Source organism: Lysinibacillus sp. NPDC097231 (assembly GCF_044761885.1).
GTDB lineage: Bacteria > Bacillota > Bacilli > Bacillales_A > Planococcaceae > Lysinibacillus.
The window spans coordinates 43,993-70,512 of the sequence record NZ_JBIWDH010000006.1; the positions used below are offsets into that span (position 1 = coordinate 43,993).

Consider the following 26,520-nt stretch of genomic DNA (forward strand, 5'->3'; position numbering starts at 1 on the left):
TCTCTATTTTAGTACAAGTGGTGCCTAATACACATAGATTTAACAAAAAACTCTTATTCAGTTTTCCATTTTGCTAACACCTTCAATGAAAATTAAAAACACAGAACAGCACTTTACTAAGTGATATTCTGTGTGTTTTTTATCTAAATTCAGTTGTTACTATTGAAGTTGATGAGCACCTAAAAGCGCTCCCATATCATCTAAAATAATTTTCGCATCATTATTTAAAAGAGGAAGAACATCAGATCTTTGCACTAATTCAAAGGAATTTTTCAACGTTCTTTTTAACATAGAAATATCAAAATTCGAGCAATACTCATTAATTTTATTAATTATCAATAAATCTGCCCGTGTTAATTTACTCTTTGCTTCCCCTTGATTCTTGCTATCCGCTAAAACATGCTTAATTAGAACTCGACCACTTGCATTTAATAAACGATAATATTTAGCTTCTGATAACTTCATAAGGTTAGTTTCAATTAATACTCTTGCGCTAACAAAATCTAAATCATCACATGCTTTGTTAATTTTCGTAATAATCGTTGTTGTATTACCTGTCATTCTGAACCTCCGATTTGCAATTTACACTAAAAAAAAGAATGGTTTACTTAGGTTTAGTGACCTATTGTGCCCAAAATTTATATTCACTATTATACTAATTATCATAAATATTACTATATATTTTTTCCTATTACAACACATATCTTTGGTTGCATAAAAAGAAAAAACAGCGGATGACTTTATTGCCATCCGCTGTTTAAATCTTACATATTTTTTAGTTCTTCTAGACGTTTTAAGACAACCGCATGCTTACTCTCATAATCGGCTAACTTTTCACGTTCTGCATTTACTAATGCTTCTGGTGCTTTTGACACGAACTTCTCATTCGATAATTTACCAGTAACAAGCTTCACTTCTTTCGCCCATTTTTCTAATTCTTTTTCAAGACGAGCGACTTCTTCTTCTAAGTTAATAAGTCCAACAAGTGGTAAGAATAGCTCAGCGCCAGTTACTACAGCTGTCATTGATTGACCTGGAGCCACTAGGCCTTCGCCAATTGTTAACGACTCTGGATTACAGAATTTCTCTAAATATGCTTTATTCGCTTCAAGCACTTCAACCGTTGCGGCATCCTTAGCTGATATATAAAGCGGTACTTTTTTGCTCATTGGTGTATTAACTTCCGCACGAATATTACGCACTGAACGTATAATATCCATTAGGAGCTTCATATTATCCGCTTCCTCTGCAAAATGAAGTTCCGCACGTACAGTCGGCCATGTTGCCACCGTAATGGATTCACCTTCATGAGGTAAATGCTGCCAAATTTCTTCTGTGATGAACGGCATGAATGGATGTAATAGACGCATTGTTTGATCTAATACGTAAGCTAAAATAGAACGAGTTGTTTTCTTAGCAGCTTCATTTTCACCGTATAAAGGTAATTTAGCCATTTCAATATACCAAGAACAGAAGTCATCCCAAATAAAGTTATAGAGTTCGCGACCAACCTCACCAAATTCGTAGCGCTCTCCAAGAGATGTTACACGCTCAATTGTTTCATTTAAGCGAGTTAGAATCCATTTATCAGCAACTGATTTTTCACCAGTTAAATCGATTTCATCAAATGTCAAACCTTCCATGTTCATTAAAGCGAAACGAGATGCATTCCAAATTTTATTAGCAAAGTTCCATACTGCTTCTACTTTTTCAGTTGTATAACGTAAATCTTGACCAGGTGATGATCCAGTAGCTAAGAAATATCGTAACGAGTCAGCACCATATTTCTCAATAACATCCATTGGGTCTACGCCATTTCCAAGCGATTTACTCATCTTACGTCCTTCACCATCACGTACTAAACCGTGAATTAAAACATCTTTGAATGGGCGTTGACCTGTAAATTCAAGACCTTGGAAAATCATTCGAGATACCCAGAAGAAAATAATATCATAGCCAGTTACAAGTGTGCTTGTAGGGTAGTAACGTTGATATTCTTCATTTGTTTCATCTGGCCAACCCATTGTAGAAAATGGCCATAGTGCTGAAGAGAACCATGTATCTAATACGTCTTCATCTTGCGTCCAATTTTCTGCATCTGCTGGCGCTTCTTTTCCTACGTAAACTTCACCTGTTTCATTGTGATACCAAGCTGGGATTTGATGGCCCCACCATAGTTGACGAGAGATACACCAGTCACGAATATTTTCCATCCAGCGAGAATATGTGTTTTCAAAACGAGATGGTACGAAGTTTACTTTCCCTTCTCCGTCTTTTTGAAGCTCTAATGAAGCATCTGCAAGTGGTTGCATTTTAACAAACCATTGTGCAGAAAGGTACGGTTCTACAACAGCACCAGTACGTTCAGAGTGACCTACTGAATGCATATGCTCTTCAATACGAATAAGCACGCCTGCTTCTTGTAAATCAGCTACAATTTGCTTACGGCATTCAAAACGATCCATACCGTTATATTTGCCAGCAAGCTCGTTCATTGTACCATCTTCATGCATCACAAGGATTCGTTCTAGGTTATGACGGTTACCAACTTCAAAGTCGTTCGGATCATGCGCTGGTGTCATTTTTACAACCCCAGTACCAAATTCCATATCTACGTAATCATCTGCTACGATAGGTATTTCGCGTCCAACAATTGGTAATATTACTGTTTTACCGATTAAGTGTTGATAGCGTTCGTCTTTCGGATGAACTGCTACCCCAGAGTCACCAAGCATTGTTTCAGGACGTGTTGTGGCAACTTCCACATGGCCTGAGCCATCAGCTAATGGATATTTCATGTGGTAGAAGGCACCTTGAACATCTTTATAAATAACTTCGATATCTGATAATGCTGTTTTTGCTGCAGGGTCCCAGTTAATAATGCGTTCGCCACGATAGATTAAGCCTTTTTCATATAAATCAACGAAAACAGTTTTAACTGCATCTGAAAGACCTTCATCAAGAGTGAAGCGTTCACGAGAATAATCTAAACCAAGACCAAGCTTCGCCCATTGATCACGAATATGACCAGCATACTCTTCTTTCCATTCCCAAGTTTTTTCGAGGAATTTTTCACGTCCTAAATCATAACGTGTAATATTATCCTCACGCAGCTTTGCCTCAACTTTGGCTTGTGTTGCAATACCTGCATGGTCCATTCCTGGTAACCAAAGTGCATCATAACCTTGCATGCGCTTCATACGAGTTAAAATATCTTGCAATGTTGTATCCCAAGCATGGCCAAGATGTAATTTACCTGTTACGTTCGGTGGTGGGATAACGATAGAATAAGGTTTCTTATTACTTTTAGGCTGTGCCTCGAAATATTTCCCTTGTAACCACCATTCATAACGGCCTGCTTCAATGGATTGAGGATCATATTTTGTAGGCATTGAAATGTTTTCTGTCATTTTGACTCCTCCTGTGTCTTTTAATTTTGGCAAATATTTATTTTACCGTTGTGAAATTGTCCCAATCACTCTGTATTCATGTCTTACATTGAGTGAATCACAGAGGATTGAATGAAAATAAAAAAACTCCTAACGTCTAAAAGGACGAAGGAGTTTAAGTTCGCGGTACCACCTTTAATTCCAGCAGAGGCAAGTTGAGCAGTCATGGATACAAACATTTCATAAGGAAACGGTGTGTACTGCTTAAGCCTTTAACTACTGGCTCTCAATTCGGTAACGGTGTTTAACCGGCTTTAACTACTGTTAGTTCACTAAAGCTGCTCGAGGGCTACATTCAATTAAGTACAGATAGAAACTTTTCAGCTACCGTTTCCTCTCTTAAAATGTACAAATAATTTACTCTTCCCTGTCATAGCATCTAATATTCGACTTTCCACATTGTACCGCAAAAACATGCAATTTTTCAAGTGATTTAGTCATTTTTTAGTAATCACTACAAAGTAAATAGAAAAGGAAGTGAATATCCAAATGCGACGACGTAAGTATAGTCCTTGGCTTTTACCACCATGGTTACGACAATTTCGTTTTTATTGTAGAACGATTATTGTGCCAATCTGTGTTTTTCAAGTTGTACGTGTCATAATTATTCCAACATCTGGCGATTTCATCATTTTATTACTCCTTCTACTTCTATGCTATTTACTTTTGAATGATGTCATTTGAAATACGAACCTTTAACGGCGTATAGTCCTCCGTTAAATTCCAGATCATTGATGGGGCTTCATACCACGAGCTAGACTCACGGACCACAATATGACTTGATGATTCTTTTAATACTATTTTTTGCTCAACAGGCGCAGGTTTTTCTCGTTGTGTTGAAGCAACTACAGCTGCTGACTTTTCTCCATGAGCTGAAAATGCTACAGCTGTAGATTTTTCTTCTTGTGTTGAAGCTGCGAAAACTGCAGGCTTTTCTTCTAAAACCCGCGCCTTTTCAAAGGCAGGTTCAGGCTCATTAAAAATACTCGTTACTGCCCATTCGAGTTGACACATCTGATTTGTAAGTGTAGGACGAATATCTTTTACCATTAAATCCTCAACAGCTGAATCTATTGGTAAATCGACATTTAAAGGAACAGCATATTCAAAATAACCAGTATCCCCTTGAATATCAAGGGCATCAATTCTTACTAATTCTTCATTATCCAGATGTGCTTGAATGTCTTGAAAATCAAAGCGAACATGTGCTGTGATATGATAAATACCTGTTAATCTTAGTGAATCTTCTAACTGCGTCGTTTGCCACTGAGGCTTAATTTGTACAGCTGCTATTTCTGTTGGGCAGCCATAACCAGGAAAACAGAAAGTTTCACGCATATTCCAAGTTTTGTGTTCGATAATAATCCCTCCCCTTGCATCATATGAATAACGGGAAGTTAGTATGCAATAAGTTAGTTTAATGAAGAACACAAATAATAAAAAAATTTCACTCGAGCCTCCTTTATAGCTAACATTTTACTGCCACTTAGATGTACAAAGTTCACACAAGATTATTCTTTTTACATAAGTTCTTCAACAGTAGGGGTTTTCTTTATCATCTATCGATTATTTGTCTTCTCCAATCGGGGAGTTACAGGCAGTTAATTTCCCACTTAGTTTCTTTGCTTTCGCTGATGTTGAGGTGGGATACTTCTGTATCTGCGCTGCCGCTATGCTTTCGCGCATAAAACATTTGCTGAAAGAAGTTAATGCGGGATAAAAAATGGCATACTAGAAAAACTCCTAGCATGCCATTTTATTGCTGTAATTTAATTATACATTGACCAATTTAATTCTATTTGCCACACGATCTGTTAGCATTTGTGTTGCTTTTGGTACGATTGGCTTAAAGATTGGATTTAAAACAGGTCCAGCTAATCCTCCAGCTATTACTTCTAAGAAGCCTGTCATTTTTGTATTTTCTGCATCAATACTTTCTGCTAAAAAATACCCATTCCCTGAGAAATTATCAGAAAGACCCTTTAATTCGAATGTTACTTTCGAAGGTGCAGTCCATTCTAAAATAGTAATCTCTACTTCTACTGTTTTTTTCAGAACACCTACATTGCCTTTAAAAGTCCATGTTGAATGTTTGTCGTCAATCATTTCATGTGCGTTATAACCTGGGACAAGCTTCGCCCATTTCTCCATATCACTGACGAAATCCCATACATTTTCAATTCCTACGGGTACTTCGACCAAATGTGTGCCAGTTGCCATATCAATTCACTACTTTCTTTTATGAATAGCTATATTATAATCGATTTCGACTACAATTTGACTATGCTGAAAGATATAATTTTTACAAAAACAGGTCCTTCACCCAGCAACGCTCTTTATTTTTATATAGTAAAATTCGCTATGTTTTTTCTCAACAAATACGTTGACCAGGTACTACACATATTTTTTCTTCATTAAAATCATAATTGAATTTTATTAAATGGTGTTAAACAGCCTAATCATTCAAGGGTAGGTTGTTTATAAAGGGACTATTCCTCAGCAAATAATTCAAATCTGTTCATTATTTCTAAAGTCATAATTAAATCATTTTTGAGAATCATTGAAATAATTTTTCATAACAGATTCATCAATACTCGATTGGGAATCTAGATATTTTATCATGTTCTCAGCATAATGTTTTGAATTGTACAGAAATGAAGAGAAATAATTATCTATTTCTTTCTCATTATCATCCATTAATTTATACTAAATATTTTCTATAGATATCTTTGTTAGATTCAACACCAAATGCACTTAAACCCTTTAAACTCTCGTGAAGTTCATCATAAGCTAAACGAGTCTCTGAAAAAGGTAGTGTAATAATCAAGTGATACATTTCCAATTTGTACACCTATAGGATAATTAAATACGTCTACTTTTGGTTCAGTACTAGCATTTACTTTTTCATCACTACCATTTCCGCAAGCAGATAGAATTATTAAAACACCAAAAATCAAAAAAGTATATTTAATCTTTCCAAAATTTAACAAAACCCCATATTATCTATTTTAGTTGTATATTACCGCATGCAAATTTAATTCTAAATGTCTTTCTTTTTTGAGTATGTGAAAATTGGTATGGTTAGCGCATAAAAAATAGTTAAAAAAGCATACAAAAAAACACCTACTATCAATTTTTAGCATTGATAGCAAGTGGTTTTATTAGTTAATTGATTGAGAATTACACTAAAGAACATCTATTTGCTTCCATTTTATCTAGCCAATTGAGCAAAGACTTTATTGAAGGCATCCACCGTTTTTGCGATATGCTCTTCTGTATGTGCTGTTGAAATGAATAATCCTTCAAATTGAGATGGTGGTAAGAAAATACCTTCCTCTGCCATTAAGCGGAAATATTCAGCGAATAATTGTAAATCAGATGTTTTTGCTGAAGCAAAATCAATAACTTCTTCATTCGTAAAGAAGAATCCAATCATTGAACCAGCACGGTTAACAGTATGTGGTATATTATATTTCGTAGCAGCTTCACGGAAACCAGTCTCTAATTGATCTCCTAACTTTTTGAAGTATTCATAAGTATTTTTATCAAGGCGAGATAATGTTTCATAGCCCGCAGTCATTGCTAATGGATTGCCTGATAATGTTCCAGCTTGGTAGATTGGACCAGCTGGTGCAACTTGCTCCATAATTTTCTTATTCCCAGCAAATGCACCTACCGGAAGTCCCCCACCGATTACTTTTCCTAATGTTGTTATATCTGGTGTTACATCGAAATACCCTTGTGCACAGCTATAGTCAACACGGAATCCTGTCATAACTTCATCAAAAATTAACAATGCTCCATGTTCCTTTGTTAACTCACGTAAACCTTGTAGGAAGCCTGGTTGTGGAGGCACAACACCCATATTTCCTGCAACTGGCTCAACAATTACTGCTGCAAGCTCTGAACCAAATTTTCCGAAAACTTGTCTTGCCCCTTCTAAATCATTGTAGGCAACTGTTAATGTATTACGTGCAACATCTGCTGGAACACCAGGGCTATCAGGTAAACCTAGTGTGGCAACACCTGAACCTGCTTTAATAAGCAAGGAATCGCCATGACCATGATAGGAGCCCTCAAATTTTAAAATTTTATCGCGTCCCGTTACCCCACGAGCAACACGTAAAGCAGACATCGTAGCCTCTGTTCCAGATGACACAAAGCGAATCATCTCCATACCAGGCAGTCGATCTAATACTAATTTGGCTAATCTATTTTCTGTGTAGCTTGGTGCTCCAAATGAAGAGCCTTTCGCTGCTGTTTCTGCAATTGCCTTCACAACCTCTGGATGCGTATGACCTAAAATAAGTGGGCCCCACGATAATACATAATCAATATATTCATTACCATCAATATCTTTAATGATGGCACCGTGTCCAGATTCCATGAAAATTGGATCCATATTTACAGATTTGAATGCACGTACTGGGCTACTAACACCACCTGGCATTAAATTAATTGCTTCAGCATATGCTTGTTTTGATTTTTCATAAGAACGCGCCATTTATTTCTCCTCCAACCAACGTGCAACATCTTTTGCATGATACGTAATGATTAAATCAGAACCTGCACGCTTCATGCCTAGTAATGTTTCAAGCACAACTTTTTTCTCTTCAATCCAACCATTAATAGCTGCTGCTTTGATCATTGCATATTCACCAGAAACGTTATATGCAACAATCGGTAATGGATAGTTATTTTTCACATCACGAATAATATCTAAATAACTTAGTGCTGGCTTAACAATTAAGAAATCCGCACCTTCTGCAATATCTGACTCTGCTTCACGGAATGCCTCTATACGATTTGATGGGTCCATTTGGTATGATTTACGGTCGCCAAATTGAGGGGCACCATCAGCTGCATCACGGAATGGTCCGTAGTAACTAGATGCATATTTTACGGCATATGACATAATCGGTACATTTTCAAAACCTGCTTCGTCTAAACCAGCGCGAATGGCAGCAACAAAGCCATCCATCATATTCGATGGAGCAATGATATCTGCTCCTGCTTTTGCTTGTGATACGGCTGTACGTGCTAAAACATCTAATGAAGGATCGTTTAAAATTTGATCACCTTCAATTAATCCACAATGTCCATGATCTGTAAATTCACATAAGCATGTATCTGCAATCACTAATAGCTCTGGATGACGAGCTTTAATAAGTCGTGTTGCTTCTTGCACAATACCATGGTCATGGAATGCACCAGTTCCTACTGCATCTTTTTCTGCTGGTAAGCCAAATAAAATAACAGCTGGTATTCCTAATGCTACAACTTCATCAATCTCAGCTTCAAGGTTATCTAATGAAAATTGAAAAACTCCTGGCATAGAAGGTACTTCATTTTTAATATTTTTACCTTCAATAACAAAAATCGGATAAATTAAATCCTCTTTGTGTAAGTAAGTTTCTTTTACCATTGATCGTATTGCTGCATTTGTACGCAAACGACGATGTCTTTGAAATTGTAATTTTGTCATTTTCTTTCCTCTACTTTCGTTATTTCCTCTATAACTGCTTGCATAGTATATACACTTGGCATTACATCCACAGTAGCATCATGATTTACAATGGCTCTTTCTGTAATATGACCGATTGCTGCAATACGTGCCGCCTTCCAACCAATTACCGAAGCAACATCCATCGCGTAAACATCAACAGCGGAAGGACTCGCCAAGATCACTGTGACGTCACTATTCGAACGGATACAATCAATAATTACCTGTTTTTGATCGTGCCGCTCAATCGTTTCATAAACTGTCCATTCCTTCAATTTAAAGGGTAACCCTTCTTCCAATGTCTTTTTCGCTTTTTCCCCACGAATAAATAGACAAGTAGGATTACTACCTACTACACTAGGAAATTCTTTAACAAATACATCTGCACTAAATACAGAAGGCATAAAACTTACATGAAATCCCAATTTTTCTAATGCTGTAGTAGTCTTTGTACCAATTGAAGCAATTTTCCCTTGAAAATGTCTTGCACTTAAATTAAATCGTTGCATTTTGCTAGCAAAAGCATCTACAGCATTTTGACTAGTAAAAATAAGCCATTCAAATTGACGTGCAAATTCTAAATACACATCATCTTTTCTATCAATGAGCTCGCAAGTTTCAATCAATGGGGCGATAACTGCTAGGCCACCTAAAGCTGTAATATCATCTATAATTGTTGCAGTCTTAGATGTACCTGTCAAAATAATAGTTTTACCTTGTAAAGGTAAATTACTTTGCATCTTGCTCTGCCTTTACTCGCTGAATTAGATCAAATGCACCTTGCTCCGTTAAAATTTCAGCAAGCTCTTTCCCAACTGCTTCCGCGTCGGTGCCCACAACTGTTTCCTTATAAACAACTGATGCATCTGGGGCAGCAACAAGGCCAGTTAATGTAATTTCTTCCCCATTAGACTTTGCGTATCCCGCAATCGGTACTTGACAGCCACCATCCATAGCAGCCAAGAAAGCACGTTCTGCATGTGCTTCTTGCCATGTAATACTATCTGTTAACTTGCCTAATTCCGCTAATAGCTCCGTATCATCCCCACGGCATTCAATTCCTAAAGATCCCTGAGCTACTGCAGGTAGACAATCCTCTACAGGTAAAAACTCAGTCACAACATCATCGCTCCAGCCAAGACGTTTAAGCCCCGCTGCCGCTAAAATAATTGCATCGTATTCATCTGTTTCAAGTTTTGCTAAACGTGTATCCACATTTCCACGAATCCATTTTATTTCTATATCTGGACGAACTGTTAAAAGTTGAGCACTACGGCGAAGAGAACTTGTCCCAACTATAGCTCCTGCTGGAAGATCGGCAAATTTCACATGTCCTTTTGAAATAAATGCATCACGCGCATCCTCTCGTGGTGGAATACAGCCGATCACCAATCCTTCAGGCAATACTGCCGGCATATCCTTCATAGAATGAACAGCAAAATCAATTTCTTTGTCATAAAGTGCTTGTTCAATTTCTTTGACGAAAAGCCCTTTACCTCCTACTTTAGAAAGCTGGACATCTAAAATTTGATCACCTTTTGTAACAATTTCCTTCACTTCAAATTCAAATGGTACGCCAGCTGCTTTTAACTCATTGATAAACCAATTTGTTTGCGTTAATGCAAGCTTACTTCTTCTAGAACCTACAATAATTTTTCTCACCAGTCTCCAACCTTTCTTCTAATACCATACATGAAATCGCGATAAACCACTTCCTAAAAAGAAGTTCACAACAACTAATAGATATGCGTAAATATGTACCCACGCATAAGTTGTCCCTGTTAGCTTACTTTTACGATTCACATATAAAATAAAGCAATACAAAATTAAAATAATAAAGGACCCAATAATCTTAGCGTCAAAAATCGAAAAACCCTTTAACGTTAGTAGTGCCCATTCAAACCCTAAAACTAAACTTATAAATAACATTGGAATCCCAATGAAAAATGATACATTCATCCAATTGCTCGTCTGTTGTAATGAGGGCAACCTTGTCCATAAATGTGACCATTTTTTCTTTTTCAGCAAACGATATAACACTAAATACAATATTGCAAAAACAAATGTTAACGAAAAAGCTGCGTACGATAAAATCGCAAATGATATATGAATAAAAAGCATTTCCGAAATCAGCGTGTCACTAACCGCCCCTGTTGGCCGTTTCGGCATAAAAGTAAAAATACTAGCGAACAAAAATCCTAGTATATTAATTACAAACACCGGTAGATCAACTCGTGCAATACAGTGCAAAATAATAGATAATGTCACGAGCAGCCATGAATAAAATAGAATTCCTTCAGACAAGGATAAAATCGGAAAGCGCTTTGTTTCCACAAAAGTTAATATAATGATGGCACTTTGAATTACCCAAACGAATGAAACAAGCCAAAAAGCAATTCGCCTTGCTTTTATTTGTTTATACAAGTAATCAGTAAAGTAAAATACCAGACTGATCGCATACAAGACGATCATTACTTCATAGAGCCTTGTCATTGTCAAATCAGCCAATAGACATCCCTTCTTTGTAACGAAAGTGCTAAAGTTTTCTTACTTCAGCCTAGAAAAGAAAAACGTTTTCGTATCCTTAGTTTACCATACAGATACGAAAACGCCTCATTTAATATCAGTAGAAAGTCTCGTTCGCAAAAAAAACTATTCAAACGTTGCACCGCGAACACGTAGACATCTTAGAAAGAGTATTTTGGTTCAGTGGAAGTTTGTGACGACTGTAAGAGTTCTTTACGTTCAAGTTCTTGCTTTGCCATCGCGTTAAGCTCGGCTTCCACCGCATCCTCAATACCAAAAATTTGTTGGAATAAACGTAACTGTTCATTTGCTTTTGGTGAATTTGCCATTTCCTTAGCTTGTAAAATTGGTTCTTTTAACAATTGATTGATAATAGATTTTGTATGCTTACTTAAAATTTTACGTTCCCGATCCGTTAAGTCTGGCATTTTATTTTCGATACTAATCATTGTCTCTTCTTGAATAGAATTTGCTTTTTTACGTAAAGCCGATATCACTGGAACAACCCCAAGAGTCGCAACCCAGTCTTTAAATTGCCCAACTTCTTTGCCAATCATTGTAGTAATATCAGCTGCAGCACGTTCACGTTCAGCTAAGTTTGCTTCAACAATTCCTTGTAAATCATCTATATCATATAAGAAAACATTTGATAAATCGCCAACACGTGGATCAATATCACGCGGAACAGCAATATCTACCATAAATAATGGTTTTCCTTTTCGCAAACGTTCAACAAATTGCATCAATTCGTAATCAATAACATAATCTGTTGCACCTGTAGACGTAATTAAAATATCCGCTTCAAGCAACGAACATTGAAGTTCCTTCATAGATTTTGCTTCACCATGGAATTTAGCTGCTAGGCTTTCTGCTTTTTCGAACGTACGGTTAATAACAGTTACTTTTCCGACACCGCTACCGTAAAGGTTCTCCATAGCAAGTTCCCCCATTTTTCCCGCACCTAAAATGGCCACATGTTTGCGCTGTAAAGATCCAAATATTTTCTTTGCTAATTCAACTGCTGCATAAGAGACTGATACCGCATTCTCACCGATAGCCGTTTCGTTATGTGCACGCTTCGCAAATGTCACCGCTTGTTTAAATAGCTGATTGTATACCGTTCCTGTTGTTCCAATCTCTTGTCCACTTAAGAAGCTCTTCTTTACTTGTCCTAAAATTTGCGTTTCACCAAGTACCATCGAATCAATTCCAGCTGTCACTTTGAATAAATGCTCGATTGCCTGATCTTCTTCACGTATAGTTAAATATGAAGAAAATGTCTCAACTGGCAGGTCGAACCAATTTGCTAAAAATTGTTTAACAAAATGACGTCCAGTATGCAATTGATCAACAACCGCATAAATTTCTGTACGGTTACATGTTGAAACGATAACATTTTCTAAAATACTTTTTTGTTTTTGTAGCGCTTCCATTGCCTGTGGTAGTTCACTCTCTATGAATGATAACTTTTCACGAATCTCAACTGGCGCTGTTTTATAATTCAAGCCTACTACGATGGTATGCATGAATAACACCTCACACGTTCTAATTCACAAATCTCATTATAGCACAGTTCGACAAGAGTTCATCTATAATTTGTGAACATGTCATGAAGAACTGTAATTCATCATCTACATTAGAATTATTATAAACTAAGTGTAACAAATTATACTTCATGTTTCAAATTAAAAAACTGCCCCTAAAAATTTTATTAAAAGTCAAGTTATTTTCTACTGTTAAAGATTTAACAACATGACAAATAGAATGTTACACATTATAATAGCTTTTTGCAGAATTAGTTGAAGGACTAATTCTGCTATTATTTTTATATTGATGTAGCTTTTTAATAAAGTTCGATTAAAAGTAAGTTGCAAACGCTGATTTTATACAGAAAGAAACCAACTGTTTTGAAACAAAGTTTGATCAAAACAGTTGGTTCTTTATTTATCTAGTTTGGTTTTTATAAAAAAGTTTGATTATTTCGGGATGCGAATATTCAATTAAAGCACCCCGTTAGCACAATAAAATTAGCTAACCCAGGTCTTTTTAACTTTTTTAGATTTCCACTTATTGCCCTTATAATGAACTGTCACTTCTACTCCGACAGCCCCATCACCTGAACGATACTTGGAACCTTCAAAATAGATATTGTTGTTGAATTTATAATCAACTTTATCTATTCTAAGAAGCACACCATCCAAAGACATTGTATCAGGATTATATAATTCCTTTTCCTCCAGTTGGTCAAAAGTAGCATCCATTACATCAACTTTATATTTTTTCTTGAAGTAGCTTAAAATCCCTTCTTTATCACTTTCATCCACTTCCTCGAACTTACTCATATCAATAGCTATATATTTCATATCACTATTTAATGCTTCATCCTGTTCCATTATCGAGTCCAATGCAACACTATATATTTCCCCCAAATGTTCCTTGGGTTCTATTCCAGTATTGCAAGCAGATAGCAATAACGGTAAAACAAAAAAAATACTAAAATATTTTAACTTCAAACTTCTCCCTCCTTTACTATATAGACGAGGTTACTTTTCATTCTGTTTCAAACACACACTTATTACTCCACTAAACTGCCTCGTTAGTTCAATAAAAAAGAGCTGCATATGCAACTCCATGTTCTTCAAGTAAACGCACCCGTTAGTTGAAGAAGCTTTTGTTTAATTTCTCTTGTTCTCTAGCCTTTCAGTTAAATCATTAAAGTCTTGGACTACTTCTTGCATTGATGATTTTTTAGCTAACGAAATCCCCTTTCGAATAGATTTAGAAGCTTCTTCAAATTTATTTGCTTTAATTTGGGCATCTGCAAGGCAATACCAGTAAAACCAGGCATCCATTTCTGAAATTTTATCTTTATAAAACTTTTCGATTATCGGATAGTATTTAGAATATAATTCTTCATTATAGACCAACTTTTCACCATTCCATTTTAGTACATCCACTAAATAACTATCGCCAATATACATTTGCCAAACTGCTATACCAACTTTTTGTTTTCCAATCACAAAATCCATTTTATGATAAGGAACATCATCAATCTTTTTGAATGAGTTATCAATCCATTGATAAACTTCAAGTTCGCTTCCTGCTGCTGCACCAATTGTAACACCGAATAAGTATTCCTTTGTACCATCACCTGTAATATCTTCCAAACCCGAAAAATCCAAATCTACTCCTTGAATTTTTGTTTCCAAAACTTTTCGCCAATTAGCATTGTCCTTTTTTAGCACTATTGATCCAAACTGGGAAGGGGCTGGTTGATCTTTTGCTTTAATTTCAAAAGTAAAGATTATTTCTTTCTGTCCATCGTGGTCAAAGTCATAGAGTTGAATTGGCAGTGTGGAGGAAGGATTTTCAGGACTTATAAGTGACGCATTCGATGGCATAAATCTGCTAACAATTTTCATTAAGTCTTCTTTCTGGTTCTCGTTAGCGTGAACAAATATTGGACTAAAGCTAAATGCAAAGAGTAGCAATAATGTAGGTAGCATTATTTTCTTCATCAATATGTCTCCTTTTTATACCGAGATCAAAGATTGTAGTTCCTTTAAATTATTTAGTGTAAAATGGGCGTATTTAGAAAAGTTCCATAATACAATCAAGAATTTAATACACCAAATAAAACCAATATAAGAGGAATACTTTTATCCAATTTCATCACCTTAAATATTAGGTTTAGTTTGTCCTGTTCAGCTACATTAATTCCTTATTCAACTATCCTGCCCCGTTAGTTGAATAAGAAAAAGATGGGGTCTCTGTGGAATCCCATCTTGAAGTAAAGCACCCTTAGTTCATTAAGACGAAATTAAAAATGTCCGTTTCTATGGTCCATTTTAAACGTCTTATCCATTCCTCCTGTACTTCTTGTGGTGCTTTTTTGACCTTATGTAATACTTTCCATACTTTATATACACAGTAAGACCTTAATACTTCAGGAGATAAGTGTATTGGATTATTAATTTTATATTCTTTAATAAATAAGAGATTTAATGAGTCCGCATATTCAGGGTAATGAAGTTTTGTAAACCAGCAGACCCATCCTATATCGGTTAAAGGATTTGCCCATTCAGACCATTCCCAATCTAAGACTGTAAGAGTATTAGTATCTGTGTATAAAACATTGTGAATCCCATAGTCACCGTGCGTTAAAACCCATTCCTCCTTAGTATCGTTTAAGTTTTGTAATATCTCCATAGAATTTGCAATAAGAAATTCAGGTACAAAATCTAAACTTAAGTTTAATTCATTAAAAGTACATTCTTTAATTCCACTTGAAGTATAGTTATATTTTATTGAATGAATTCTTTTAGCAAGAGATGCTCCTAAGTTTTTATATAATTCCATTGTTCTTTCTAATTCATTGTTATCTAAAATGGATTGTCCATTTATTCCTTTTCTGTACTCCATTACAATTATTTGAAGGGCATCTGTTTCTATTAACTCATAAATTTTTGGTGTTACTCCTGTTTCTTGAATTAAATTTAAACAATTTATTTCATTTTCAATGTCTTCGTTAAATTTATTTGCAACTTTAACAACTAACGGAGGAAGTGTACCATTTAACAAAAAAGTGTCATTTGTGTACCCTCCAGTTAATCGAACAAGTGAAAAATCACCGTATTTTTCTTTCAAATGTTTTTTTAATACTTTTTCAGTCAAAGTTATCCATCCAATCATTCTTTTGTATCTATTAATTTTACTATAAAGCAATAACAGATCCCCTTTAAACCATTCAATATATATTATTTCTTATTCAACTAACCTGCCCCGTTAGTATTAAGTACATTTCATCACAATCTTTATAGTTACATTAACATAAATATCCAAAAAAGAATCATCTAACCTCTAAGAAATTTTACAGAGGAAGGATGATTTTAATCAAACTTTATTACAAATTATCGTTCTTTATTATAAATAATCAATCTTTATTACAAGCTACAATAGATAAGAATCAATCTATACTGTAAAATACTAGTAATAATAAGAGTGGGGTGTATTTTATGAGTGATTATACATACTGTTTACCCGTTAGTGAGGAGAAATTCTTTCAAGTCGTGATAAGTGAACTGAAAAGAAAACATTCAGATATGTCATGGGAGGTTTTGAGAACAGCTACTTTATCTATTGAAGATTTAGGTACATCTTATTATGTTGATGGGGCAAGAGGAAGTCGTTGGGATGCTAAAGGTATAAATATAAAATTTGCATTACCTTCCGCAGCGATTGAAGAATTAGATAAACCCCAAATTAAGTCAACCTTATTTGATGTTTGCCAAAGTTTAATTCCATCAGAAGTCGGCTATGATTTAAAAGGTATTATATTTATACCAGATTTAACACTTGAATTTAGCTTAGACAGTGATATTGATACACTTACAACAATTGACGTATTTGGTTCTGCCTCTCTTCAAATCCTTTCAGATGAAATAAAGAAAAACCTAAAAGAAGATAAACCAGAACTTGCACTAGATAGATTACATACATTCAGTACGCGTTTTTTCAGACAACTATGTACTAAATATAAATTACCTTATGATAAAGAAGATGGATTACACACCTTATTCGGTAAGTATCGTAAGCACTTAGAAGCAAGTAATATTGTTGATTCTAATATGACATTACAAATTTTAAAAGTATATGCGAACATTTTAAGTGAATATAATCAAGTTCGAAACAATAGAAGTTTTGCACACGATAATCAAATTCTAAACAGTAATGAAAGCAAGCTAATATGCAGTCATATTATTGCTATTCTCAAATTTATTGATGAAGTTGATGAAATGGTTGAATTAATACATTGGTTGTAAAACGAGTAATAAAGAGATATTGGAAAATGCACGTAAATATCCCTTTATTATTAGTCATGTTTATATATTTTTTGCTATTCGTAACAAGTAGTGGAAACTAATTTTTTAAAATTATATTTCACTACGTATTTGAAACATATCGTGGAGAAAGGAATATTATGATTAATGTATATGTGGATGATTTAAGAGATTGTCCGATTGGTTTTGTCGTGGCAAGAACGTTTCAAGAAGCCATTCACTTACTTGAAACTCACGAAGTAGATATACTTTCTCTTGACCATGATTTAGGAGAAGATCTACAAGGTAATCTATTGCCAACAGGTTATGACTTAGTAAAATATATTTGTGAAAAAGGGTTACGGGCAAACAAAATATATCTTCATACGGACAACCCTGTTGGTAGAGAGAATATGTATCACACACTGCATGGAGCGAAACGAAGAGGTTTCATTGATTCAGATATTGAAATTTACCACTATTCTATTACCGAAAATAAATATACCGAATAAAGTAATACTAAACAATTCAAATAGTTTAGTAAGAAAAAGAAAAATAATGGGCAGTCCACTACTTATTACGAATGCCCATATTTTTTGAATTATTTAAAGCTTTCAAATTGACTACTAACCCAGCGTTGTTGATTCTCTGCAACATATTGTTCAACTTCAATTAAACGGTTAACTAATTCAGCCTTAGAAAGTTGCATATATTTCTTTCTAGCGTTATTTGCGTCCCGATTAGGGGAAATCCTTCTTAAAGTGGATTCGTCAAGTTTAGAAGGCTTCTCTGGCTTTTTACGGGCATTCTTTATTCTATAAGTTCTACTATGTTTTTTGTAATACTCATAGAGTTCTTCATTTCGTTTGATAGTATTTATATGAATACCTTTCTGGTTTTCATCAAACGCTTTTGAATGATGACTAATATTATGATAAGTTACAAGAATACCTTTTGAAACGAGAAAATCAATCGTTCGAATACCAATAGATATAGAACGCTCTTTACGTTGTTGATGTACTTTATCAAGCCATTGATGCTTATCTGAATGGATTCCTTGTAGTGATTGGTTCATAATTGCGTTCCTCTCTGTATTGCTTAATTAAATCAATTTCTTTCAATTCAATCTTAGCTTGTTTTGCCATCTCTTTTGCTTTCCGAACTTCGACCTCTAAACCCATTTGTTTAAATCGTTTTTCCATATCTTTAGATAATTGAATGACCTCTAATAATTCATCCTCTTGGTCTGGTTCAGGTATTTTTGCTTTGCAGCCTAAACATTGCATTTTAGTAGGACAAACATAATCAGTAACACAAGTACCACCCAATACTTTATTAAATACACCAACTTTTTCTGCATAGGCATCAAATTCTTTTTGTAACTCTTGTGGACTTCTTAAATACACATCATCAATATCTACATAACTTGAAATGACATCGTGTAACTCACTTACTGATTCTGCGATTTGGGTAGGTGTAGGAGCTGAATAATAACCTGTTACGTTAAAATCCTTTTGATGCAACATTTTTGCGACAATATCAATCGGCATTTTTTGACGTTGAACAGCTTCTGTCGCAAATGCATGACGTAATAGGTGTGTTTTTATAGTTACAGCTTGTCCGTCCTGCATCTCAAATAATAATCCATGAAGTAAAAATCGAATGGAACTGTATAAAGCAAAGTAGTTTAATGCTTTACCTTCGTATTGAAAATAATACGGCATAGGTGTAGAGAATACATGCTTTCTTTCATCTCTGTATAGGACACTTGGAATTTTATCACTTCCATAATGTTCCTTTAACATCCTTGATACCATTTGAATATGCTCCATCGTTTGTTTACTTATATAAAATTCTTCTAACGAATCTCTTCCTTTAGGAATAGCTTTATAGGAATAATGTAGTTTATCATTAATTTTCTTTACCTGAATACATTCTTTTGTATTACTAATTTGGAGTAATTCGTTCTTTCTTGCTCCTGTTGTTGTTAAAATGTCGATGGCTAATAGACCAAACGTACAAGCTGTATGAAATGGTTGGACGTCTATTAGTAAGCCTTCTGCTTTATCCTTGTGTAAAGATATAAATGTTGAAGGTGTTATTATGCCTTTATGTTTTGAAAAAAACGGAAGAGGTTTTTGCTCATTTTCAGACTTGTATCCCCATAAAGATAAGAAATTTAAAATCTTCTCATGTTCTTCAACTGGTCTGTTTTTTGTCCATAACCCTAAAACATTCTGCTCAATTAATTCATTAAACCAAAAACCTTCTGGTACTGACTCACCCTCTATAGATTCAGCACGAACAAATTCAAGGAAATAAGCGTTATTTTCATCAGAATAGGTTGATTTTTTTTGACTTGCTTGCTTTATAACAGCTTCTGAAAACTCATTTTGATGGTTCAGTACAAAGGAAGGTTTATCCCATAAGCGAAAATGAAATACTTCTCCAATACGTTTTGGTTCGGCATAAGAAAATTCAATCGGTAATAATAATGATTCCGATTCTACAAGCCTTACTTGTCGCTGAAATGCATCCCTTAGTCTTTTTATTTGATTCCATCGTAGATTTGCTTCTGCACGTATTGTTGAAAGATGTGGCACAATAGCATCCGTTTCATCTTTGCGAGTATTTTGGGCTTCTTGACTGGCTAATTTAGTAAAGGCAAAATCTCTACTATCCATTGACAAAGGGGGCAATAAAAATTTTTGGAAATACTCTCGTTCACCTGAAATTAAGGTATTATTAACCCATTTTTTTGTGTTGTATTCTGATGTTTTATAGTTTGTTAGTAATTCCTTTTTCATACTGTTAGAAGAATTGATACAAATATTACCTTGAAAATATTTAAATAAATGAACATCTGGCTCGAAATCTGAAAATGAAGTGATCTTACATTCTCTAAAAACATCTTTGAATCTTGGATGGAGGGTGTTTAATTTTTTTAATATCGTTTTATGGTCAATATTATTAGCTATATCGGTTAACGCTATGAGCAAGAGTTGGTTTTTCCACTCAAAACTCAAACAGCTATTATTCAAATATTTAAGCACTCGTTCATCTAATTTATCAATTAAAAATTCCCCTCTACTATTCGGTAGACACAATAATCGAGCGTCCATTTGTTCTAGCATTTTTTTATACCATTCTGTTTTTGGATTTGACTGTATTATTTCATTCAAGTTTATTCTAACCCCTCTAATAATTCTTTTAAATCTTCATCAAAGTCTTCAATAGCTGATGATTTAACTACGGTCAATCTTTGCTTTGTTTTTCTTGATGATTGCCGTTGCTTAACATAGGTATTTTCGTTTTGTTGCATTTGCTCTAACATTTTTTCATGTGCCTCTCGATGTTTTGTTTCATCAAAATGATGCTCATACACAGCCATCGTATCTGGGTTTTTCCATTTCATATATTTAATTAACTCATTTTTTCGTTGATGTATTTCTGTTTCTTTTTTTGCAACGTTGTAAATCTCTCTTAATCGAGAAGTAACGAACCAGTGTCTTGCTTTATGTGGATTTAAACTTAATTCATTTATCTTCATTGCTCGGTTCCAATGGTAATACCAAGCATAATAAGTAAAAGGTGTACCGTTTGCTGATAAAAAGATTGGAGCATCATCTGGTAACTGTTCAAAAGTTAAATGATTTTCGTCTAAGGATTTTCTTTCAGTATCTATATAGTGAAACAATCTTTTCACCGTATCTTTGCTAACACGAATAAACTTAATTTTTTTGCCATGACTCCCTTTATTGAATGTAACAAATTCTTGATGACTTTTACGTTTGCGGTAATCTCCAATTGTTAATTCAATAATTTCTGATGCCCTTGCACCCGTCTCAAATAACATACGAGCTATGACCATTTCACGAAGCGACCAACTTACTTTTTTACCAGCTTGATATACTTGATATGGTAAATCTATATCGTCAATAATTTGTGGTTGCCATTCTTCATTGATAATTTTAAAATAAGAGTCTGTTAATCTACGGTGAGGAATAGCTTCTTCTGTGCCTGCAATTGAAGGCATTCTTGGCTTATCTTCTCGAAAACCTTTTATCTCCTCTTTGTAGCTGTGTAAGATAGCCTGACCATCTATTAATGGATTACTATAGTGATACTGTTTTAACCGTATCATTGACTTGTAAAATGATTTTAATGCCGATAAAAACCGATTTATTGTGTTTGGACTTTTGTTAGTTAGATTTACAAAACGGAAGGTATTTTTATCACGAATCTTACACTTCATTTCATGCATCAAATAATCTTCAACCACAACACGTATTTTTTCTTCCGAATCATTCCATTGAACCTTGTTTCCTCGATAGTTACTTTCTAATTCTAGCCATTTAAAAAATGGAAGTAAGCAATTCAAATATGATATTGCAGAGCTTTTATCAATTCTCCCTAAACAATCATGGTAATAATCAGTCAAAGGAATAAAAGGCTCGTTATCTTTAAATACAAGTAATTGATACTTACTTTCAATGTGCTTTGGGCAATACTCAAACCAATACAACTATTAACCCCCCTAATAAGAACTAATGTTCTTATTTTAGTATTTCCTATAAGGCTTGTACAGTGTTTAACCTTTTAAGTAATCCTTACAAAAAATCTAGAAAAAAATAAAAAGCACATCACTAAAATTTGCATTTAGTAATGTGCATTTTCATTTAATGTGTAACATTTTAAAAGAAACACTATTGAATAAGACATAATGTACAATTACTTGTACTTAATCTTACAGAGTAGGAGCAGTTTTTTATCTATTAATCAGTTATTGTTACGGTTTTTATAGCTATAATTTTACCATCTTTATCATATGCTATAACATCAATTTCACTATTAACTTTGAAGTCTTGCATTGTTTGAACTGTTTTAGTCAGCATATAGACATTATCACTACGCTTCTGCAAATCAAATTGTACATCGCCACTAATAGAATTGAAGCGTACATTAACCTTCTCAACATTTGGACAATTACCAATTCGAGCATTCATCGTGATATAACCTTTACGTAACGAGACAGTCGCCTCTTCAAATAAATCTTCAGGATTTATACAACTTGAAGAAGGTGTTTTACATAAAATCGAATCAATTACTTTTTGTAAAACTTGATGTAATTGTAAGTTATCAATTGCATGGAAATAAGTACCCCCAGTTTGCGTAGACAATTGCATTAACGTAGCATCATTGATTTGCGATTTCTTGCCCATACTTACTGTGTAAACTTTCACACCTTGGCTCAATGCTTCATTGACTACTGTTGTCATCTTCGATTTACTCGTTTTGCCATCTGATACAACAATGATAGCTTTTGAAGTCCTCGTGTCTTTTGAGAATTTAGTTAGTGCTAAATCTATACCTGCAAAAATATCTGTAGCACCTTTATCTCTTGATGTTTTATAAAGATCTTTCTTCAATACATCGTCAGTAGTACCTTCTCCAAGTAAAGTAGCTTTTGTGTTTGTTTCAATGACAATATTATTTTTAGCCTTAATTTGATTGATGACTTCCATCATTTTCTTACCGCGATAATTTGTTGGATCAACGGCCTTCATAGAAGATGAGTAATCAACTACATATGCAACCTCTGTTGCTAAAGAACAAGAATTTTTACTAAAGTGAGGATTTGTGAAAATATCCTTCGTAATTATTTTATCTTTTAAATCTTTTAATATTGTTGCATAACGTGGATCAATTGCATTGACTAGTGTCGCTTCAACTTTAGATTTCCCATAAATAACTGAGTCGAAGTAAGCTACAGCTGTTCCCGGTCCTCCTGTTTTATCTAAATAATCCGAAGTATTCGTAACAAATGAAGCTGTTTTCTCAACACCGTCGAATTTAATTTTCACGGTTCCTTGATAGTCAGTAATAGGTTCTCCACCTGGTCTCACTAATGTAACCATTACTTTTGTGTAACGATCTTTACCAGATGGTCTTGCTGCCGCATCAGCACTTTCCTTTAATGCCTCAACGCGCTTTTTATATGCCTCTACCTGACCGAGTAATTTACCACCTTGATATTTTAATAATACTGTACGATCATAGTTACTCAAACTTGTTAAGATAGCATAAATTTTCATTACACTATCATAATGCTCTAGCGTTAATTTCTTTTCCTCAGGCATATGGTTCATCAGTTGAATGATGGCACCGACTGGGTTTATATTCTCAACCTGTGAGGCAATGTCATCATCAATTCCTTGAACACGATATATAGGATTACCATCATCAGCAATCATATACATAATTTCAGTTTTAGCAGGATTCGTCACAGAGTCCTGCAAACGGCGATTTAATAGTTCTTCAAATAAGTAAACTGAAATATCGTAGTTTTCAAATTGTAATTTAGCATGTTCATAGCCTAATGCTGGATATTTTGGATCATTGCCACCGTATCTTAAATACATATTTTGCACATTGCCTAAAATATCCTTTACATTTGTTTGCTGTCCGATACTAAAAACTTTTCTATCTGAGTGATCAGATTCTAAAGGAACAGGACTATAAACATCAATTATGTTTTCCGTAAAAAACTCTGGAATATCTTCTTTTGTTTGATATGGAGGTATCACACTTCCATTATCATCGGTATTTTCAGGATCATATACTTGGTAATCTATACGTAATTCTGGTTGCGGTGAGTAACGTACTTGTGCATTTAGTTTTTCACCTACAAGACATTTCATACTTGGGTCCGTATTGTTAATCAATTCAAAAGAAATTGTATCACGTACTGATTTTGTTAATTTTGGAGCTACAACAATAGCTGATACTGTCGAACCATCGGATTGGACATTTTTAACCTCGTCACCGGCAGTATCGACGATTGCTCCATGCAACGAAGTAACGCGGAACGTATAAGATTTATCATCAGCAATCGGGTCACCGTTACAAGCCTTTAAAGAAACCGTAACAAGCGTTGAATCAACATCATTAGCAATTAAATCCGGTTTCTCAACTTCGATACTTTGCAATGCATTATTGACATATTCTGGACCAGTAAAGTCACTGGAGTTATCTTTAGGCTCTTCAAATTCTGCGCTACTTGAACCCATGAAACCTGGCGGTAAAGTGATTTTATCGTTATCACGGCCAGCCGCACTTCGCTTTAGCCCCTGAACAGCAAAAGAACCATTTTGAACAGCGCGATATAAAAATGCAGCAATATCCCCACGAGTTAATTTAGTAGAAGGATTAAAATTGGCAAATGTCTTTTTGTCCGTACTACCTGTTGTAATATCATTTGTATACAAATATTGTACTGCTTGTGGTTCATCTAAATCTAAGCCCTTGAATGCAGCATAGATACGTGCAAATTGACCACGTGTAACTGCTTTTGAACGATTCGCTGTCACATGTGTTCCATTAAAAGGTAAAAATAATTCACTATAGAAATTATAGGCTACGCTATCGATATAGGATAACGCATAATTACGATCAAGCTTTGCAAACATTAAGACAAGCTCTCGATCCGTTATCTGTTCATTTGGTCGGAAGTTATTAGCACTATTCAATGCAATTAAATCATTATCAACTGCCCATGAAATAGCTTTGTAATTACTATTATTTGTTGGTACATCCTTTATTGTCGTAGCTGCCTGAGTAACAGCTGGAGTTGCTGTCATCAGGACTAGTACGAAACAAAGTAGGGATAGCAATGCCTTTTTAGCATATGTCATTCATTTCAGTCCTTTCTTTAGTTAAAGAACAATATGTCATCTCGATAGTTTTGTTTTAAGTCATTCTCTAAATATTTCAAGAAACGTTCTAGTACTGCCGACGCCTCTGCTCGAGTTAGTGGTTTATTTGGATTAAATCTGCCTGTCGGGTCACCCATCATTAAACCTAGTTCGTTTACAATATAAATTCCGTCTCTTGCGAAGTTTGGAATCTGTTTATCATCTGCAAATTTTGTTACATAGCCTGGATCTGGCGCTCTATTTTCAAGTCCTAAAGCACGTACAAAAATTGTAGCAGCCTCCGCTCGTGTAATGGCATTATCAGGTTTGAAGTAATCAGCTGAAACCCCTTTGATAATACCTTTATTTAATGCGGATTCAATATAGCCATAATCTTTTACAGAACGTTTTAAATCTTTGAACACACTTGTTGAAGGTGTTTTTTTAGATTTCTTTTCTTCAAACACGCGCAAATCGACAGCTTTACCAATAGCCGTTGTAAAGTCAATACGTTTCATTGGTGTATTAGGTGAGAAGAAGTTACTTGTATCAGAGTAAATGCCTAAAGAATATAATTTTTCAATCGCTTCCTTTGCATAGTGACCTGATAAATCACGGAACTTAGGAATAATTAAACGTTCAATGGTCGGCATGTATTTTGCATCTAAGTCAACAGTACCTTTTTGTCCAGAGGCTAAATCATACGTATATTCAGAAATAACGTCCTTTTCACTCACAACCGCATATCCACCGTCAAAGCTCCCTAAAGTCCCTAGATTTCCCTCGAAATTTAAGACGCGTGATTTACTTGTAGATAAACGATTTTTCACATGGCTTGTCTTACCATCACTATACGAATAAACGGATTCCGTAATTTGTGTTTCTGTTGCACCCCAAAAGTTTTCATAGCCTGCATGTCGGCTATCCGTGTCAATTGTTACTGTTTTTTGTGCTGCACTATTTCCCGTTCCAGTCTTATAGGAGTATGTTTTTCTAGAAATCACATTTCCAGAATAATAATCAGATGCTGCACGATTATCCGTAACTGTCCCTTGAGAGAATTGGTAATCCACTAATGTATATGTTGTGGATCCAATAGTAATTTTTTCAGTGTATTTCTTTACTTCACCATTTGAAGTTTTTTGACCAAGCGTCGCGTAATCTATAACATCTGATTCATAAGCAATATTACGTGTCAATGTAGCCCCATTACTTGCTGTTAACTTCATGCTATAGGTTTCAGTTAGTTTTCCCTTTGACTCTTTTTCTGCAATTTTAATGTCCTTGCTAGTACCTTTAAAGATAATCGGTGTTCCTGTAAGGAAAACTGCTTCCTCATATGTATATTCATTCTTTACAGCACCTGTAGTTTCTAGTGAAGCGGCAGATGCATTCACTGGGATAGTAGCTCCAATCACAAAAACTGCAAGAACCACTAACATTATTTTAAATAAATGTTTTTGCATTCGTTTTTCCCTCTCTTTTACTCTGCATTTATGCATCTATGCATAATGAAGCTGTCGAATATG

Annotated in this window: 20 protein-coding genes and 1 other annotated feature; of the genes, 2 read left to right on the forward strand and 18 right to left on the reverse strand. The window is 34.8% G+C overall.

The annotated features are described in order from the left end of the window. Positions 1-159 precede the first annotated feature (159 nt). The 13 genes from ACIQXF_RS05930 to ACIQXF_RS05990 all read right to left on the reverse strand — a co-directional run bounded on the left by ACIQXF_RS05930 (position 160) and on the right by ACIQXF_RS05990 (position 16,152). Positions 160-561 (reverse strand): hypothetical protein, encoded by a 402-nt coding sequence (locus tag ACIQXF_RS05930; RefSeq protein ID WP_402780145.1) that lies wholly within the window; start codon positions 559-561, stop codon positions 160-162. 203 nt (positions 562-764) lie between these two features. Continuing rightward, positions 765-3,410: a valine--tRNA ligase gene (locus ACIQXF_RS05935; RefSeq protein WP_402780147.1), complete on the reverse strand. Its 2,646-nt coding sequence runs from the start codon at positions 3,408-3,410 to the stop codon at positions 765-767. Between the two features lie 137 nt (positions 3,411-3,547). Then, positions 3,548-3,832: a binding site (T-box leader), on the reverse strand. A 277-nt stretch (positions 3,833-4,109) separates the two neighbouring features. After that, on the reverse strand, positions 4,110-4,787 hold the full coding sequence (locus ACIQXF_RS05940) for a valyl-tRNA synthetase (protein ID WP_402780149.1): 678 nt from the start codon (positions 4,785-4,787) through the stop codon (positions 4,110-4,112). 435 nt (positions 4,788-5,222) lie between these two features. Beyond that, positions 5,223-5,669: an SRPBCC family protein gene (locus ACIQXF_RS05945; protein ID WP_402780151.1), complete on the reverse strand. Its 447-nt coding sequence runs from the start codon at positions 5,667-5,669 to the stop codon at positions 5,223-5,225. A 991-nt stretch (positions 5,670-6,660) separates the two neighbouring features. Further along, positions 6,661-7,953 carry a glutamate-1-semialdehyde 2,1-aminomutase gene (gene hemL, locus ACIQXF_RS05950; protein ID WP_402780153.1) on the reverse strand — a complete coding sequence of 431 codons (1,293 nt, stop codon included), beginning with the start codon at positions 7,951-7,953 and terminating at the stop codon, positions 6,661-6,663. Then, positions 7,954-8,934, reverse strand: a complete 981-nt coding sequence (hemB, locus tag ACIQXF_RS05955; RefSeq protein ID WP_402780155.1) for a porphobilinogen synthase — start codon at positions 8,932-8,934, stop codon at positions 7,954-7,956. Further along, positions 8,931-9,692 (reverse strand): uroporphyrinogen-III synthase, encoded by a 762-nt coding sequence (locus ACIQXF_RS05960; protein ID WP_402780157.1) that lies wholly within the window; start codon positions 9,690-9,692, stop codon positions 8,931-8,933. Before ACIQXF_RS05960 ends, hemB begins: the two co-directional genes overlap by 4 nt. Further along, the gene (gene hemC, locus ACIQXF_RS05965) at positions 9,682-10,614 is read right to left on the reverse strand and encodes a hydroxymethylbilane synthase (protein ID WP_402780159.1); all 933 of its coding nucleotides are present in this window, start codon (positions 10,612-10,614) and stop codon (positions 9,682-9,684) included. Before hemC ends, ACIQXF_RS05960 begins: the two co-directional genes overlap by 11 nt. Positions 10,615-10,632: 18 nt before the next feature. Beyond that, positions 10,633-11,460 carry a cytochrome c biogenesis protein CcsA gene (ccsA, locus tag ACIQXF_RS05970; RefSeq protein WP_402780161.1) on the reverse strand — a complete coding sequence of 276 codons (828 nt, stop codon included), beginning with the start codon at positions 11,458-11,460 and terminating at the stop codon, positions 10,633-10,635. 179 nt (positions 11,461-11,639) lie between these two features. After that, positions 11,640-13,004 carry a glutamyl-tRNA reductase gene (gene hemA / locus ACIQXF_RS05975; RefSeq protein WP_402780163.1) on the reverse strand — a complete coding sequence of 455 codons (1,365 nt, stop codon included), beginning with the start codon at positions 13,002-13,004 and terminating at the stop codon, positions 11,640-11,642. 501 nt (positions 13,005-13,505) lie between these two features. After that, positions 13,506-13,991 (reverse strand): peptide ABC transporter substrate-binding protein, encoded by a 486-nt coding sequence (locus ACIQXF_RS05980; RefSeq protein ID WP_402780165.1) that lies wholly within the window; start codon positions 13,989-13,991, stop codon positions 13,506-13,508. 162 nt (positions 13,992-14,153) lie between these two features. Continuing rightward, positions 14,154-14,996, reverse strand: coding sequence for a hypothetical protein (locus tag ACIQXF_RS05985; RefSeq protein WP_402780167.1), 843 nt, complete (start codon positions 14,994-14,996; stop codon positions 14,154-14,156). A 283-nt stretch (positions 14,997-15,279) separates the two neighbouring features. Then, entirely contained in the window at positions 15,280-16,152 is an 873-nt protein-coding gene (locus ACIQXF_RS05990; RefSeq protein ID WP_402780169.1) for a phosphotransferase, read from the reverse strand. A 341-nt stretch (positions 16,153-16,493) separates the two neighbouring features. Between ACIQXF_RS05990 and ACIQXF_RS05995 the strand changes: the two genes are divergently transcribed. Together ACIQXF_RS05995 and ACIQXF_RS06000 are read left to right on the forward strand one after the other, a co-directional pair. Beyond that, on the forward strand, positions 16,494-17,300 hold the full coding sequence (locus tag ACIQXF_RS05995) for an abortive infection family protein (protein ID WP_402780171.1): 807 nt from the start codon (positions 16,494-16,496) through the stop codon (positions 17,298-17,300). A 158-nt stretch (positions 17,301-17,458) separates the two neighbouring features. Further along, entirely contained in the window at positions 17,459-17,809 is a 351-nt protein-coding gene (locus ACIQXF_RS06000) for a cyclic-phosphate processing receiver domain-containing protein (protein WP_377662788.1), read from the forward strand. Positions 17,810-17,898: 89 nt separating this feature from the next. Here ACIQXF_RS06000 and ACIQXF_RS06005 read toward each other — a convergent pair whose 3' ends face one another. The 5 genes from ACIQXF_RS06005 to ACIQXF_RS06025 form a co-directional block, all read right to left on the reverse strand. Next, positions 17,899-18,372: a hypothetical protein gene (locus ACIQXF_RS06005; RefSeq protein ID WP_402780174.1), complete on the reverse strand. Its 474-nt coding sequence runs from the start codon at positions 18,370-18,372 to the stop codon at positions 17,899-17,901. After that, a complete protein-coding gene (locus ACIQXF_RS06010; protein ID WP_402780176.1) occupies positions 18,338-20,479 on the reverse strand; it encodes a site-specific integrase in 2,142 nt (713 codons plus the stop codon). Before ACIQXF_RS06010 ends, ACIQXF_RS06005 begins: the two co-directional genes overlap by 35 nt. 2 nt (positions 20,480-20,481) lie before the next feature. After that, complete coding sequence (locus tag ACIQXF_RS06015; RefSeq protein WP_402780178.1) at positions 20,482-21,822, reverse strand: tyrosine-type recombinase/integrase; 1,341 nt, start codon at positions 21,820-21,822, stop codon at positions 20,482-20,484. A gap of 250 nt (positions 21,823-22,072) precedes the next feature. Then, positions 22,073-24,991, reverse strand: a complete 2,919-nt coding sequence (locus ACIQXF_RS06020; RefSeq protein ID WP_402780180.1) for an S-layer homology domain-containing protein — start codon at positions 24,989-24,991, stop codon at positions 22,073-22,075. 17 nt (positions 24,992-25,008) lie between these two features. After that, positions 25,009-26,457 (reverse strand): S-layer homology domain-containing protein, encoded by a 1,449-nt coding sequence (locus ACIQXF_RS06025; RefSeq protein ID WP_402780182.1) that lies wholly within the window; start codon positions 26,455-26,457, stop codon positions 25,009-25,011. Positions 26,458-26,520 lie beyond the last annotated feature (63 nt).

Coding starts and splice junctions, on each gene's coding strand:
- ACIQXF_RS05930 (WP_402780145.1), bottom strand. CDS start 561: ATGACAGGTAATACAACAACGATTATTACGAAAATTAACAAAGCATGT.
- ACIQXF_RS05935 (WP_402780147.1), bottom strand. CDS start 3,410: ATGACAGAAAACATTTCAATGCCTACAAAATATGATCCTCAATCCATT.
- ACIQXF_RS05940 (WP_402780149.1), bottom strand. CDS start 4,787: ATGCGTGAAACTTTCTGTTTTCCTGGTTATGGCTGCCCAACAGAAATA.
- ACIQXF_RS05945 (WP_402780151.1), bottom strand. CDS start 5,669: ATGGCAACTGGCACACATTTGGTCGAAGTACCCGTAGGAATTGAAAAT.
- hemL (WP_402780153.1), bottom strand. CDS start 7,953: ATGGCGCGTTCTTATGAAAAATCAAAACAAGCATATGCTGAAGCAATT.
- hemB (WP_402780155.1), bottom strand. CDS start 8,934: ATGACAAAATTACAATTTCAAAGACATCGTCGTTTGCGTACAAATGCA.
- ACIQXF_RS05960 (WP_402780157.1), bottom strand. CDS start 9,692: ATGCAAAGTAATTTACCTTTACAAGGTAAAACTATTATTTTGACAGGT.
- hemA (WP_402780163.1), bottom strand. CDS start 13,004: ATGCATACCATCGTAGTAGGCTTGAATTATAAAACAGCGCCAGTTGAG.
- ACIQXF_RS05985 (WP_402780167.1), bottom strand. CDS start 14,996: ATGAAGAAAATAATGCTACCTACATTATTGCTACTCTTTGCATTTAGC.
- ACIQXF_RS05995 (WP_402780171.1), top strand. CDS start 16,494: ATGAGTGATTATACATACTGTTTACCCGTTAGTGAGGAGAAATTCTTT.
- ACIQXF_RS06000 (WP_377662788.1), top strand. CDS start 17,459: ATGATTAATGTATATGTGGATGATTTAAGAGATTGTCCGATTGGTTTT.
- ACIQXF_RS06005 (WP_402780174.1), bottom strand. CDS start 18,372: ATGAACCAATCACTACAAGGAATCCATTCAGATAAGCATCAATGGCTT.
- ACIQXF_RS06020 (WP_402780180.1), bottom strand. CDS start 24,991: ATGACATATGCTAAAAAGGCATTGCTATCCCTACTTTGTTTCGTACTA.
- ACIQXF_RS06025 (WP_402780182.1), bottom strand. CDS start 26,457: ATGCAAAAACATTTATTTAAAATAATGTTAGTGGTTCTTGCAGTTTTT.